The sequence below is a fragment of the Luteitalea pratensis genome, assembly GCF_001618865.1.
GTDB classification, from domain to species: Bacteria; Acidobacteriota; Vicinamibacteria; order Vicinamibacterales; family Vicinamibacteraceae; genus Luteitalea; species Luteitalea pratensis.
In genome coordinates, this window is record NZ_CP015136.1 from 3,017,939 (window position 1) to 3,032,270 (window position 14,332).

At 66.1% G+C, this 14,332-nt stretch carries 12 protein-coding genes; 5 read left to right on the forward strand and 7 right to left on the reverse strand.

The features are described from left to right. Positions 1–4: 4 nt before the first annotated feature. The 3 genes from LuPra_RS12415 to LuPra_RS12425 are packed head-to-tail and all read right to left on the reverse strand — an operon-like array spanning position 5 to position 2,021. The gene (locus LuPra_RS12415) at positions 5–844 is read right to left on the reverse strand and encodes a thioredoxin family protein (RefSeq protein WP_110171037.1); all 840 of its coding nucleotides are present in this window, start codon (positions 842–844) and stop codon (positions 5–7) included. Between the two features lie 15 nt (positions 845–859). After that, on the reverse strand, positions 860–1,288 hold the full coding sequence (locus LuPra_RS12420) for a cupin domain-containing protein (RefSeq protein ID WP_110174662.1): 429 nt from the start codon (positions 1,286–1,288) through the stop codon (positions 860–862). 58 nt (positions 1,289–1,346) lie between these two features. Continuing rightward, positions 1,347–2,021: a VOC family protein gene (locus tag LuPra_RS12425; RefSeq protein WP_110171038.1), complete on the reverse strand. Its 675-nt coding sequence runs from the start codon at positions 2,019–2,021 to the stop codon at positions 1,347–1,349. Positions 2,022–2,390: 369 nt separating this feature from the next. Here LuPra_RS12425 and LuPra_RS12430 point away from each other — a divergent pair, with 369 nt between their 5' ends. Continuing rightward, on the forward strand, positions 2,391–3,014 hold the full coding sequence (locus LuPra_RS12430) for a hypothetical protein (protein WP_110171039.1): 624 nt from the start codon (positions 2,391–2,393) through the stop codon (positions 3,012–3,014). A gap of 153 nt (positions 3,015–3,167) precedes the next feature. Here LuPra_RS12430 and LuPra_RS12435 read toward each other — a convergent pair whose 3' ends face one another. Next, the gene (locus LuPra_RS12435) at positions 3,168–3,773 is read right to left on the reverse strand and encodes a sigma-70 family RNA polymerase sigma factor (RefSeq protein WP_110171040.1); all 606 of its coding nucleotides are present in this window, start codon (positions 3,771–3,773) and stop codon (positions 3,168–3,170) included. A gap of 172 nt (positions 3,774–3,945) precedes the next feature. Between LuPra_RS12435 and LuPra_RS12440 the strand changes: the two genes are divergently transcribed. Next, a complete protein-coding gene (locus tag LuPra_RS12440) occupies positions 3,946–5,292 on the forward strand; it encodes a vanadium-dependent haloperoxidase (RefSeq protein ID WP_110171041.1) in 1,347 nt (448 codons plus the stop codon). Positions 5,293–5,323: 31 nt separating this feature from the next. Here the strand turns inward: LuPra_RS12440 and LuPra_RS12445 are convergent, their stop codons facing one another. Together LuPra_RS12445 and LuPra_RS12450 are read right to left on the reverse strand one after the other, a co-directional pair. Further along, on the reverse strand, positions 5,324–8,251 hold the full coding sequence (locus tag LuPra_RS12445) for a protein kinase domain-containing protein (protein ID WP_110171042.1): 2,928 nt from the start codon (positions 8,249–8,251) through the stop codon (positions 5,324–5,326). Between the two features lie 160 nt (positions 8,252–8,411). Next, positions 8,412–8,852 carry a PQQ-binding-like beta-propeller repeat protein gene (locus LuPra_RS12450; protein ID WP_110171043.1) on the reverse strand — a complete coding sequence of 147 codons (441 nt, stop codon included), beginning with the start codon at positions 8,850–8,852 and terminating at the stop codon, positions 8,412–8,414. Positions 8,853–8,958: 106 nt separating this feature from the next. On the opposite strand from LuPra_RS12450, the gene LuPra_RS12455 reads away from it, so the two are divergent. Next, positions 8,959–9,942 carry a DUF2268 domain-containing putative Zn-dependent protease gene (locus LuPra_RS12455; protein WP_110171044.1) on the forward strand — a complete coding sequence of 328 codons (984 nt, stop codon included), beginning with the start codon at positions 8,959–8,961 and terminating at the stop codon, positions 9,940–9,942. A 161-nt stretch (positions 9,943–10,103) separates the two neighbouring features. On the opposite strand, the gene LuPra_RS12460 is transcribed toward LuPra_RS12455, so the two are convergent. Next, positions 10,104–10,763, reverse strand: coding sequence for a hypothetical protein (locus tag LuPra_RS12460; protein ID WP_157899078.1), 660 nt, complete (start codon positions 10,761–10,763; stop codon positions 10,104–10,106). 92 nt (positions 10,764–10,855) lie between these two features. Between LuPra_RS12460 and LuPra_RS12465 the strand changes: the two genes are divergently transcribed. Together LuPra_RS12465 and LuPra_RS12470 are read left to right on the forward strand one after the other, a co-directional pair. Continuing rightward, entirely contained in the window at positions 10,856–11,656 is an 801-nt protein-coding gene (locus LuPra_RS12465) for a winged helix-turn-helix domain-containing protein (protein WP_157899079.1), read from the forward strand. Positions 11,657–12,093: 437 nt separating this feature from the next. Next, the gene (locus tag LuPra_RS12470; RefSeq protein WP_157899080.1) at positions 12,094–14,322 is read left to right on the forward strand and encodes a S41 family peptidase; all 2,229 of its coding nucleotides are present in this window, start codon (positions 12,094–12,096) and stop codon (positions 14,320–14,322) included. Positions 14,323–14,332 lie beyond the last annotated feature (10 nt).

Here is a 14,332-nt window from a genome sequence, read left to right on the forward strand (position 1 = left end):
GCCGTCAGCCGAACGTGAATGCGAACGCCTCTACGCCGCCGTCGAGGAACTCGATCTCGAAGGTCCGATCGACGATGAGCCCGGGTTGCCGGACCAGTTGATACAAGCGCTGCTCGATGACCGTGCCGGCGCCGCGGTCGTCGACGTCCACGCCGCGCGCAGGACCTGGCGGCTGACCGTCGACCGAGACGCGAAAGCGCACCCGGCCATCGCGATGCAGCGGCCCCATGACCAGGTGGACGTCGCGCGCGTGAAATTGGCAGACGATCCGTCCAGGGGCGCTGCCGAGGATCGTCGGCTGGCTTTCCATCGTCCACTCGCCGTCGAGGGCCCAACGATTGAGATCCAGCCGCGCCGGGACCTTGTAGGCGCGGCGCTTTGCCAACGACGCGCCGCCCGGCGATGCGAAGCCCTCGCTGCGGTCATGCCCGAGGTAGATCTCGGGAGATTTCAGGCTCGGCCAATCGGCGGCCAGCTCGAATCCCGTCGCCATGACCGACACGATGCCGCGGTCGTCGCCCGTGGCGCCGGAGGCTCCGAGCAGTCGCTGCATGGCCTTCTCCGACCGCTCGTACTCGCCCTCGCCGAAGTGGCGGTAGCGGACGCGTCCGCCCGCGTCGAGGAGGTAGAGCGCGGGCCAGTGGTGGTTGTCGAACGCCCGCCAGAGGACGTAGTGGTTGTCGAGCGCGATCGGGAAGCCGATGTTCATGTGCTGCATCGCGCGACGCACGTTGTCGAGGTCCTTCTCGAAGGCGAACTCGGGTGTGTGCACGCCGATCACGGCCAGCGTCATCACCGCCGAGCCAAGAAATGTGCGTCGGCCGAAGACGCGTGTCGCTGGCATGACATCACGCTCCGGCTACCTGGCCATGACGAGCAGCGGCTTGCCCTTCTCGACGATGTACGTGGCGAGTTCCACGCCGCTGCCGCTGCCGACGTTTTTCGCCGCGTGGACCATACCTGCAGGAATGAACAGGACGCCGCCGGCCTTGAGGGTCACTGGCGGCTTGCCGTCGATCTGGTACTCCAACGAGCCTTCCAGGACATTGACAATCTCTTCGCCGGGATGCGAATGCCGGCCAAACGCCACGCCGGCATCCAGCTCGACGCGCACTTGCACGACTTCGCGTCCGGGGACGCCCAGATCGTGCCGTTGAAGGTCGATTCGCCGGATTCCCTGCTGCGGTGCCTGCGCCACGGACACCGTCACGGCGCTGCCGACGACCACGCCAACCGCGGCAAGGATCGCCACCGCCCAGATGCGCGCTGTTGTCCCAGGAACGAGCATGGCCTTACCTCCGTGATCCGACTTCAACCTGGCGCGAATCAGGGTGCTCATGACGGCGTCACCGCAGGACGGCGTCGATGTGGCGAGTGCCGGCCGCGGCCGCTTCCTCGGACGTCTTGCCTTCGCCACGCGCGACGATGTAGGCGGCGTACCAATCCGACCAGTGGTGCTTCGGCGCGGTCGGTTCGAACTGGCCGTGCCCGTTCTCGGCGTCCTTCAGCAGTTCAGTCAGGGTCGCGACGTCGAGGCTGCTGAATCCCCGGCCGGGAAGCCGTGTCGTGATCTCCTGGAGCAGCCAGCTGTTGCCGTCGGGATCGCTGAACGTTGCATAGGTGTTGTAGGAGTGTGCGTCTGGGTCGCGCCCGGGCAGGCGCGGGCCCCCGATGCTGGCGAAGTGGAACGGCTCGCTCACGTCGGCGCCACGGCCGATGAGTTCCGTCCGGGCCATCTCCATGTTGGACACGATCAGGTACGGGTTCTTGCTCGAGCCCGGTTCCGCCGCCGTGATGCCCTTGCCGAAGTGAATCGAGCACGGTGATCCGGGAGGCGTCATCTGCACCCCGCGCCAGTCAGGCCCGTTGGTGAAGTCGCCATCCATCCGCCACCCCAGGCTCTCGTAGAAACGCTTGGACCGATCGACGTCGGACACCGGAATGACGACGACCTCGAGTTTCAGATCGACCGTCGCGGCGGTCGGGGCGGCGTCGCCCTTGACCAATTCTGGGCTGCTCATCGTGACTCTCCTGCTTTTTTTGCCTGGTGGGTGATCAGGATCACTCGGCGCACGTGCCGCACCACCTTCTCAGCGGGCTCGCGCAGGCTACCTGCGGAGCACGCGGCTGAAGGCGGGAAACCGATGGTTGACGGCGGGTAGCGCCTCCAGGGTGTACGGAGCGTCATCGCCCGCATCATCGCGCCGCGCGCGGCTACATCCACGGCTCTTTCCAGTCAGATTACGGCCGCACCCGCCGTGACGCCAGTTCACAATTGCACTCGCTGCGGCGGAGCGGTGCAGATCCGGCGCTTGCCGGAGTCGCTCACGGGCATCATTTGGCCTTGGGGCGCCTGGCGGAGTAAAACCGCTGCCGAGTAGAGCGACGCGATGGACGGCGGCTACGCCCTGCGTTCGGCGGGTGCGCGGGCACCGGCCGACTGGCGTACCGGCGCGTGCGGTAGGCTGCTGGGCGTGCGCATCGTCCGCCTGTACGACGCGTCGCGACAGCCACGGGACTGGATGGACATTATCCGGCCAGGGCAGTTCGCGGTGTTCGCGTCGTTGCTCGATGGCGGCGAGCCGTGCGACATCGACGGCGTACCGACCGGTCATGGCGCCGCGAGCTGCGTGATCGTCGATGCGCTCGCCGAGGCCGAGGCGCTCTGTCGCGAGCGCGCCGAACGCCATCCCTCGGTGCGGTTGGACGTGTTCGACATCGCGGGGCGGAGCCAGCCACCGCTACTGACCGTCGTTCACCCCTCACGCATCCGCAGTCTCGAAGGCGACGCCGCGGTGAGGCGACGCAACACCGCCATCGCCGTCACTTTGGTCGTCGCGGCGCCGATCCTGTGCTGGATCGACTGGCAGGCAGGGGGCGTACTCGTCCTGCCGACCCTCTTCGCCATCAACGGCCTCTTCTTCGCACTCCGGCTGTTGCAGCTCAATGCATCTTACGCGGCGGCCGAACGCCGACGCCTCGAGCGGATGACCGGTCGTCAAGACGCCGAATGACTGTGCCGGACGCACCAAGCGCATGGCGAGGGACAGCTGCCGGAAGGCCCCAACGCGTTGCAGCCCGCGGGGAGCCCAGTTCCCTCCACCGGAGGTTCCAATCCTAGTCTCGCACCCATCGGTCCGCCTCGCCGCGCGGCGGTTCGCCGCCGCTCACGCTCGCTGTTTCGTTTGTCGCGAGAGCTCACGCAGCAGCCAAGTCTTCGCGAATTTCCAATCCCGCATGACGGTCTCGGCGGAGACCTGCAGTACCGCGCCTGTCTCCTGGACGGAGAGTCCGCCGAAGTACCGAAGCTCGACCACGCGTGCTTTCCGTTCGTGAACCAACGCCAGCGCTTCGAGCGCACCGTCGAGCGCGACGACATCGGGAGACGCACCAGACGGAGTCATCACGTCCTCGTCGAAGGTCACATGCGCGGCACCGCCGCCGCGCTTCTGAAAACCGCGTGCGCGGGCGTGCTCGACCAGAATCCGACGCATCAGCCGCGCTGCCATTGCGAAAAAGTGCGCCCGATTCCTCCATCGGACCTGGTGAATGTCGACCAGCCGGAGGAACGCCTCGTTCACCAGAGCCGTTGGCTGAAGGACGTGCCGCTTGTGCTCACCCGCCATCTGCCGTCGAGCCAGGCGGCGCAATTCGTCGTAGACGAGTGACAGCAGTTCGTCCATCGCGGCGCTATCGCCCTCCATCCCGTTCACCAGGAGCGTGGTGAGATGGCGACGCCGCTCCGCAGCAGTGTGAACTCCATCTGGGGTCATGACGCTTTCAGATCGACGACGCGACGTGACAGTTCGGCGCCCAGTTTATCGCCTCTAGGAGTGCGCCGGGCCGACCTGCGCCGACCACGTGTCAACACGCACATCACGTGAACGAGCGCACGACCAACGGAACACAGGTGCGCGGGCCCGTGCGCGATAAGGAGCCATACCCATGAGATGCGTACTCACACATTGCCGTCTGCTGTCGTGGCTTCCGCGCAGCATCGTGGCCGTCTCGGTCCTCACCACGACCTGTCTCGACGCTCGCGCAGCGCTCCCGCCAGGAAATGCCGTCCAGCAGTGGAATCAGATTGCGGAGGACACGGTGGTGAGCGCCGGCACATTTCAAAACGAAGGTCTGGTCTACATGGCCTACGTTTCGGCAGCCGTCTACAACGCCGTGACGGCGATCGACGGCTCGTACGAGACGTATCACTTCGACATCGTTGCCGATCCGCGCGCGTCGATCGAAGCGGCGGTCGTGGAGGCCGCCTACCTCACCCTGCGACATCACTTCCCGGCGCAGGCGGCATCGCTCGATGCCTTGCACGGAGAAGCGCTCGCGCTGATTCCCGAGGATGGCGCCAAAGACCACGGCCGGGCGATCGGAGCCGCCGCGGCGCAGGCGATCGTCGTGCTTCGTGCCGACGATGGACGGATCACGCCGATAGGCGTGACGTCAGCATTCCCGACCAAGGAGCCCGGTCCAGGCGTTTGGCGTCTCACGCCGCCAGCGTTCGCCGCGCCTCAGACGCCATGGGTGGGCCAGGTGCAGCCGTTCCTGCTGAGCAATCCGCGCCAGTTCCGGCCGGCGTCACCGCCTCCACTCGCCGGTCAGCGATGGGTGAAAGAGTTCGAGGAGATCAGGTGGCTCGGGTCGGCCACGAGCAGTGTTCGAAGCGCCGACGAGACGGCAGTTGCGCGATTCTGGACCGCCAACGTGATCAGGCAGTACAACCGGCTCGGGCGGGAGCTTTCGACGGCCCGATCCTTGAGCCTGCTGCAGACTGCACGGCTCCTGGCGATGATCAATGTCGTCGGCGCAGACGCGCAGATCGCCGTGATGCACTGGAAGTACGAATTCCTGTTCTGGCGACCGGTCACCGCGGTGGATCCCTCGTCGGTGGTCACAGACGGCTTCGGTCCAGTACCGGGCTTTGACGACGGGAACGACCGGACGATCGAGGAATTCGGTTGGCGTCCGCTGATCGCCACGCCGAATCATCCTGAGTACCCTGGTGCACACGGGTCGATTACGTCCGCCGTCGCCGAAGTCCTCACTGAATTTCTTGGGACCGAGCAGATCGAGATCGATATCCGCGGCTTCGACCCGGGCGGGCCACCAGGAAACCTGAATGCCACGCGTCACTTTGTCAGCAGCGATGAGTTGCGCGACGAGATCGTCGGCGCCCGACTCTGGGCAGGGCTGCACTATCGCGGATCGAGCGAAGCCGGCGTGGACCTCGGACGCCGGGTCGCGCATTACGATCTCAATCATGCATTCGGGCCGACGCGATAGCGAGCACGAAGGGTTAGCGCAAATGCACGCGTCAGTGAGCAGGCGAGGGCGAGTCACTACGTCCAGCCGCGTCGAGGAAGTCGGTCCACAGCGTGATGACGTGCCGCGATTGGTCGGCGGACACGGCATCGGGTACCAGGGCGGCCACGCGCGTGCCATCGCGTGAGACGGAGAACACGCTCGGCCCCGCATGGTCAACCATCCGCAACGCCGACCAACGACGTGGTGTGCCCGGGACGAAGGCTGCGCTCGTGACGCGGGGCGGCGCCAGCATGAGCACGTGACTGTCGGCCTGAAAGAAGACGTACGGCGGGCGCCATGCCCACTGGGACGCCGACCCGCCGCCGTCCGACACCTTCCATCGACGTCCGTCATCGGGAAACGCCCGTACGTAGATCTCCAGTCGGCCTCCAGACTCGTCAGAAGCGTAGGTCACCCATCGTCCATCGTGCGAGAACCGTAGCTGACGCTCATCGTGGGACGTCTTCAGGAACGGTTCTGGCTCTGACGCACGCAATCCCGAACCGTCCACCTGTAGGGGCACAGTCCAGAGATCCCAGCGGTCGTGCCCTCCGACATCGAGTTGCATGAACGCCAACCGGCGGGTCCCTGCCGTCTCGCCGATGGATGTCGGATAGCGCAGTACCGCGCGCCTTGGTGGAAGCAGCTCATGGCGGGCCGCGCCCCCGTCGGCTGAAACCCAGGCGATGGTGTCAATCGTGCTGAACACGATGAAGCGATCATCGGATGTCCAGACGGGGCCGCCGGTGGGTATGCCCGTCGTTACCTGGGTCCGGATTCGACGCTGCCAGTCGTACACCCACACATCGTTTCCCAGGGTGAAGGCGATGCGGTTGCCGTCCGACGAGAGCGCCGGAGCCCGGTAGTCGCCTGGCTCGGGCAGCAAGGCCCTGGTCGAGCCCGAACTCTCCAACCAGTCCAGCCGCGTCTCGAGTTCGCGGCGGTACAGCAGGATGCCCGTCCTGGATATGTCCATCTCGGCGGACCCCACGGTCCTGTTGTAGGCGATGCCTTCAACCACGCGAACCGGCGAGCCACGGAGTTCGAGTCGACTCGGATCGAACGGGACAGCAAACAGGGTTCCGGCCCGGATGAACGTGAGGTACCCGTTGCCGTCTGGACCGACCGCGAAGCGCCCGAACGTTGCGCCCGTCACCAGGGTCTTGCGCTGGCCGTTCGCAAGCGAGAGCACGTCGATGCGGGCGCGATCGAACCAGTCGGGATGCCGATGGCTGGTGAAGATCACGGCCTTCGCCCCGGGGAGCACCTGCGGCCACCGTTGCGTGTACTCGCCCTCGAGTCGCCCCAGCGGCACGACCGTTCCGCCGCCGGCCGGTACGCGCCCCAGCGTGCCTGTGGATGTCGCAAGGACGATGGCGTTGTCTTCTCCCCAGCTTCCGCCGCGCAGGCCTCCCGGCGCAGGACCCGGCGGCAACTCACATAACGTCGTGACCGACCCTCCGTCGAGCGCCACGCGTTTGAGCCGGCCATCCGCCTCGAATGCGACGAACTGGCTGTCCGGCGAGAAGAAGAACGCGGAAGCGCCCTCGGTGCCTGCAAGTGTGGCCGCCTCGGAGTCTCGCAGTCGACGTGTGAGCAAACGGCGATTGGAGATGACCACCAGACGTTCCCCATTCGGCGAAATCCCCGCTGAGGGATTGATGGCGAGTTCCATCGACACGTCGGGCCCGAGATCGACGTTCACACGCATGACGGGCGGGCTGGCCAGGACCCGTGCGGATGATTGCCACAGCCACCACGTCCCGCCGGTGAGCATCAGCGCAGCGATCACCGCGGCCCAGATCGGCAGATCGGCGCCGAGGCGGCGTTGGCGGAAGGTGCTGTCCGATTGGCTGGCAGACAGGCTCTCGTCGAGCTCGAGAATCGCGTCACGGAGGTCACGAGACCGGCGCCCGGGATCCTGCTGAAGGCATCGTCGAAGCAGTTTGCGGACCGGGTCCGGGACGGCCGCCGGCAACGCCGACCAGTCCGGCCCCCGTTCGAACACGTGTGCCATCGTGTCCGTGGTTGTCTCCGCGTCGAATGGCGGCGCTCCTGACAGCATCTCGAACACCACGCATCCGAACGCCCACACGTCGGTCCGCCTGTCCACAGCCAGCCCGAGCGCCTGCTCGGGGCTCATATACGCAGGCGTGCCGAGAATTCGCCCCGCCGCCGTGTCCGTCACCGAGTCGAGGTCAGTCGACACCAACTGACTGTCCGGCTCGGACGCCGTCGATTTCGCTATGCCGAAGTCAAGGACCTTCGCGCACACCGGCTCGGTGGCGCCGCCTTGCAGGACGATGTTCGCCGGTTTGAGGTCCCGATGGACGATGCCCTTCGCGTGCGCGGCGTCGAGCGCGTCGGCAATCTGGCGCGCAACCAGCAACGCCCGGGCGACTGGCAACGGGCCTCGCTTGAGCTGCTGGGCGAGTGTGGGTCCTTCCACCAGTTCGAGCGCCAGGGCGGTCAGGCCTTCAGTCTCCTCGACACCATAGATCGCACCGATGTGGGGATGATTGAGAGTGGCGAGCAGGCGCGCTTCGCGGATCAGCCGAGCGCGACGATCCGGGTCGCCCGTGAAGCGTGGCGGCAGGATCTTGATGGCCGCCTCACGATTCAGTTTGCTGTCCCGGGCGCGATAGACCTCACCCATGCCGCCTCTGCCGAGCAGGGAGACGATGCGATAGGCGCCAACGGCGCGTTCGAGCATGTGCGATGTGTCGTCCACCGCCGGCGTCGCTGTGGTGAAGACGGCTGGCGGTATTTCAAGAAAAGCTGCGGACTCCGACGCATACTGCAGCAGCGAGTCCAGCTCGCTTCGCAGGTTCGGTTCGCCAGCGCACGCCTCTTCCAGGAACGCCTCGCGGTCTCCGGGCGCCCGAGCCAGTGCGGCGTGATACAGGTCCGAGATCTCGTACCGTCGGTCTGGGCCCATCGGCGTACAGACTCGTCAATGGCACAAGGAAACCGCGGGAGTGCCCGTGCCGAGTACTACTCTAGCCGAGTCGCCCGATACGACGCATCAAAGGTCGGCTCCCGGTGGTCTAGCGGTGCTGTGCTCGAGTACATTCGGCACGTGCTTGCGCGAGTAGTCGTCAGCCTGCCCGACGCCGCGCGTGCTTGGGCATGGCCCCCTGCCCAATCCGCGAGATGGATCGATCCGTTGTCGCAAAATGTACGAACATGCTTACCTGTGGCGGCATCGATCGCGTACAGCCCGTGCCGGCCGAGGTGAACAGCCGCCGATCCGCGCCGTCGGCCCAGTACGCAAGGCCACGCCGCCGGTTGCCGACGATGTCGTCGCGCTCGGTGCGGCGAGCGAACCGCCAGCGTTCCTTGCCCGTCGCTGCATCGAGCGCAATCAGCTGACGCGCCGGCGATGCGGTGTAGTAGAGCACGCCAGCGACAATCAGGTTGTTGGTCTGGAACTCGCGCCCGCCGACGCCCCCGATGCCGCCAGGAGGCGCGGGGTCAGGTGAGTTGGCGTGCCTGTCGGTCGCACAGGCAGCCGCGATCGCCAACTCACGAGCAGGCAACGTGCAGAGTCCTCGGGGCGGTCGTTGATAGCGCGAACATTACCGGACCAGCTCCGCAGAGTGCGGCCCTTGGGCAGCGGAGCGGCCGGGCGCACATAATCAGGTGATGCGCACACGTCTTGTCGGACTCCAGCTCGTCATTGTTGTGGCGTTGCTCGGTGTGAGCGGCGCTGCCCGGCAGCGATCCGCGGCGGTCGAGACTATCGACCTGATGCCTCTGTACTGGCAGTTCTGGGACAAGGCACAGTCGCTGCGGGAGGCCGAGCAGATCCGGCTGTTCCGGGAAATGGTCGTGGAGCGTCGGCCGGAGGTCTACAACGCTGCGGTGATGAGCGTCCCGGGCGGCAAGTCGTTCGCCGATGCGCTGCCCGAGATCTATCCCCAGGCGGTCCAATGGACCTTGCCGCACCAGGCCGTCATCCGCAAGCTGTCCAACGAGATCACCACGACGCTGCCGCAGCACGAGCAGTCGTTCCGGAAGGAGTTTCCCGACTTCAAGTACCAGGGACGCGTGTACTTCCTGTATGCCCTGGGCGCATTCGACGGCGCGGCGCGGACCGTCGAAGGACGGCCGGCGTTGCTCTTCGGTCTCGATGCGATTGCCGCGATTCACGGTGACACGGCCAGCGTGGGCCCGCTCTTCCACCACGAGCTGTTCCATGCGTACCACGGGCCCCGGATCGGCGACACGGGCCGCGGTTTCCCGCTGTACCTGTCGGTCTGGAGCGAAGGCCTGGCCACGCTTGTGGCGCGCCGCTTGAACCCGTCGGCGAGTGACATGGCCATCTACGGGCTGCCGTCCAACACCCCGCAGCGTGTGCGCGACGACTTGCCGAAGCTGGCGGCGCTGCTACGCGCCAGGATGGACTCCACGTTGTCGGAGGACTACGACGAGTTCTTCGTCGGCAACGATCCGAAGGCGTCGAGACCGCGGCGCAGCGGTTATTACCTCGGGTACCTGGTGGCGGCGCGACTCAACGAGGACATGCCCCTGAAGGATCTCGCGCGGCTGAAGGGGCAGCAGTTGCGCCGCGCGATCGATCAGGCCCTCGCCGATCCCGCGGGCCTTGCCGCCGCCGAAAAACGCTGAGCACCAAGTCGAGATCACGGCGTCTTTGGCCGGCCAGTGAACCCAGCCGCCTTGCGCAGCGCGTCGGTCTCCATCACCTTGCAGGTCGGAACATGGAGCGCTCCCTCGGATCTGTGTTCCGGCAGTGTAGTGCGACGTACCGCGCTGCTCGTTCCACGTCTTCATTGCTGCGACGGACTGGGACGCGCTCCCGCGGCCGACGCGCGCAACCGTTCCTCGCCTGCCAACACGGCTGCGATCCGCATCCTGCCCGCTTCCGCCGGGCTGAAGCGCAGCGTCCCCCTTCTGAGTGCGATCATGTCGTCGGATTCCAGACTTGCACGCATCAGGCCTGACGGCGCATGCCTGATGCCAAGCAGGTGACCGATCTCATGCGCCACGATTGCTCCGACGAGGTCGTCATGCCTCGGCATCGCGAGCAGTGGGTTGGTGCCGGTTCCAGCGCGTCGCGTCAGTCGAAAGGCGACGCCGGCCAGGCAGGGAACCGAGACGATCACCGTGCCCGCCGAGTCGCGTGCGCCGTGAGCGGCAACACCGCAGTTCTCGCGCGGCCGATCACGGGACGAAAGGATGACGATGATCGCCGGCACCGGCGTGTCCCCGACCGGGCACGCTTGCTCCGTATCACAAACGCGCCATGCCACGCCGAGCCCGGCCGACGCCAGCAGGTGCTCAGCCACCTCCAACGCGGGCCGTACCGTAGCCTCGTCGACGTGCCTGTCGGCGTAGACCCGCACACGCAGTGCGACCAATTCCGGATCCGCCCCGCTCATCACCGGAGTCGAACCCGCTATCAATATTGCAGAGATGAACCCGATCATGTCGTCCCCCGTAGCTCACGTCGGCGCGTTAGAATTCGCGGTGCCCGCTCGCCGAGCGCGCGAACCCGATTCGGTGTGGGGGGAAGCTAGACGTGTCGAACCACGCAAGTCCTCAGCGGCAGGCTCAGAAACCCTCAGCGTTTCTCAGCGCCGCTGAGCGTGCGTCTAACCCGGTTCGTTTCTACGAGTTCGACCGATTCCGCATCGATACGAGACGCCACCTGCTGATGCGGGACGGCGGGCCCATCGGCATCAAGGCCAAGGCGCTCGATACGCTGGTGCTGCTGGTCCAGCACGCTGGCCGGCTCCTCGAGAAGGAGGAGCTGATGAACGGGCTGTGGCCCGACACGGCCGTCGAGGAGGCGAACCTCACGCAGAACATCTTCGAGGTGCGGAAAGCCCTGGGCGAGGTACCGGGCGAGCAACGGTTCATCGCGACGGTCGCCCGGCGGGGCTATCGCTTCGTCGCGGAGGTCCGTGCGATTGGAGACGAGCCCACTGCGCGCGATGACGTTGCAGCTGAGGATGGGCAGTCCAAGCCGTCGCTCGTCGGGCCTGAGCGCTTCGCGCGACGGATGGTCATCTACTCAGGCGTGGCGGCGGCGATTGTGCTGTCGCTCGTCGGTACAGGACTCTACGTTGCGTCCGGGCGCTCGGCACCGGTCATCTCGGGCACTCCCTCGTCGCCCCTGCGCAACCTGACGCGACTGACCTACGGCGCGGGTCTGCAGACCGACGTGAGCTGGTCACCTGACGGCCGGCGGATAGCCTTTGCGTGGAACAGAGACGGGAACTTCGACATCTGGGTGCAGAGCATCGATGGATGGGCGGACGCTGTACTTCCTCTCACGGGGAGCAGATGGCTACTTCAACCTGTGGGGGGTGCCCATTGATCCGGCGCGCGGCGCGCAAGCCGGGCCGCAGTTTCAAATCACGCACTTCAGCTCGCCCGATTGGCGCATCGAGCCCGATATTGGCTATGCCGACTACGGCCTGCCAGCGGCACACTCGTGCTTCCCATGCAGAGCGTGAAGGGCAGCATCTGGCTCTTGTCGGGTGTGAGCCCGTGACCACGTAGCACGGCGAAACCCACCGTCGAGAGGCCCTGATGTCGCCTGTCGTCTTGATGCTCCGGATGTTGATGATGACGCCGCGCTGTTTGCGGAGCGACGCGATTGGGTGCCTCGGGAGGAGTGGCGCGCGGAGGTTGAGCGCGACGGTCCGGTCGACGACTTCGGGAGTTGCGTCGACAACCGTCGTGCACCCCCGATGTCTCGTGGGCGGGACGCTCATTCTTGCGAGCCTCTGTCTCATTCCGGTCCACGCCCAGGTGGGACCCCAGACGCTCGAGCTCGCCCAGACCGAACGGCTCGCCGGCCTCGCGCGACTCTGGGGCGCCGTGAAGTTCTTCCACCCCTTCCTCGCCTACCGGGACATCGATTGGGATGGCGCGCTCCTCAAAGCTATTCCCGGCGTCAAGGCGGCGCGCACGCCGACCGAGTACCGCACGGCAATTGATGGCATGCTCGCGGCGCTTGGGGATCCGCTGACCACAGCCGAGGCGACGTCGACAGACGACCGTCCCGCACCGGCGTCGCCGGCCGAACCGGTCTATTTTCGTCTCGTCGATGGCCACGTGGTCGTCCACCCCGGAAGCTGGGCGCAGGCGATGGCTCGAGGCATCAGCCCGGCGTCGGCGGGCCAGCCACAGATGATGGCCGAAATTGCAGGCGCCAAGGGCATCGTTCTTGATTGCCGTGGCGACGACTCTCCGCCCGAGAGCATGCAGTGGTTCTATTTCAACAACTTCCTCAACGGGCTGCTGCCCGCGATCCTGCAGGGGCCTGTTTCGCTTGGCAGCGACCGGTACCGGCTCCACAACGGTTATGCGCCGCAGCAGGGCACGTCGTCGGGCGGCTACACTTCTGCGTTGCTCACGGAGACACCGGACGTCATTCTCGGGCAGGCAAAGGAGCGGAAGCCCGTCGCCGTGCTCATCGACGGGCGAACGCCAGAGCTCTCTGCGATCCTGAGCGGAGTTCAGGCGGCAGGCGGAGCCATCGTCCGCGTGGGAAGCGCCGGAGGCAGCGGGGGCGCACGCACCCTGCAGCTGCCGTTGCCCGATGGTGTGGTCGCGACGGTCCGCCTGTCGGAGCCCGTCCACCCGGCAGGTGATCCGACGCTGCAGCCCGACGTCGTGCTGTCGAATGAGGCGGGCGCTGGCGAAGCCGGCATCCGGTCTGCGATCGATGCGTTGAATCGCCCCGCTCGTGAACGCAGAGCGGCGGCCTTGGCCCCCGTTCTGCTGGGACCGAAAGACAATCCTTACCCGGCGATGCCCTTTCCGACCGAAGAGTACCGGCTGCTGGCGCTCTTCCGCTACTGGAACGTCATCAACTACTTCTTCCCCTACAAGCACCTGATCGACAAACCCTGGAACACCGTCCTTACGGAGTTCATTCCGCGCTTCGTGGCGAACACGTCCGAGCTCGACTACCAGATGACGATTGCCGAGATGGTCACCCGCATGCAGGACTCGCACGGGTCGGCCCGGAACCTACAGGCACTCAACGACCACCTCGGCGCATTCGCTCCGGCGGTACGGCTGGTCTCGGCGGGTGGAGAACTAACCGTTGCCGAAGTGACCGACGCGGAGCCCACGAACGCCGGTGGCGTGGCGCGCGGCGATGTGATCGTCTCGATCGATGGCCAGCCGGTTGCCGAGCGACTTGCCCAGTTGAGCAAGTACAGAGCGCTGTCCACGCCACAGTCGGCGTACGCCTACGTGTATCCCGCCATGCTCCGTGGAACGAAGGACACGCAGGTCACGGTGCAGGCACGTGGAATCGACGGACGCGTCCGGGACGTGATGCTCTCGCGCACCATCCCGCTGGCCAGCGTGAGCGGCATGCTGCCGCGCAAGACGCCCATTTACGAGGTCCTGCCGAACGGCTACGGCTACATCGACCTCGCCCGTCTCCCGAATGCGGAAGCGCACAAGGCGCTCGACGCTGTATTGAAGACTCCCGCGATCGTCTTCGACATGCGCGGCTATCCGAATGGCACGGCGTGGCCTCTCGCGCCGCGTCTCAGTTCTCGCACGAACGTCACGGCCGCACTCTTCCGGCGGCCGCTCCAGTCCGCGCTGAACCTCGACAGCTCGGATTTGGGCAGTGGCGCTCCCGACTATGCCTTCGCGCAGAAACTCCCGCCGGCCGCGGGAGCGATCTATCAGGGCAAGGTCGTGATGCTCATCAACGAATTTGCGATCAGCCAGTCCGAGCACACGTGCCTGTTCTTTGAATCAGCGACCGATGTGACCTTCGTTGGCAGCCCCACCAACGGCGCCAATGGCGACGTGACGACGCTCGTCCTGCCCGGTGGCATCTATGTCGGCTTCACCGGCCACGACGTGCGCCACGCAGACGGACGGCAGCTCCAGCGCGTCGGGATCCAGCCCCACATCAAGGCCGACCCCACGCCGAAAGGCATCAGCGAGGGACGCGACGACGTGCTCGAGGCGGCCATCAAGCATCTGGACGGCGTTCTGAGGAAATAGCCGACCGTTC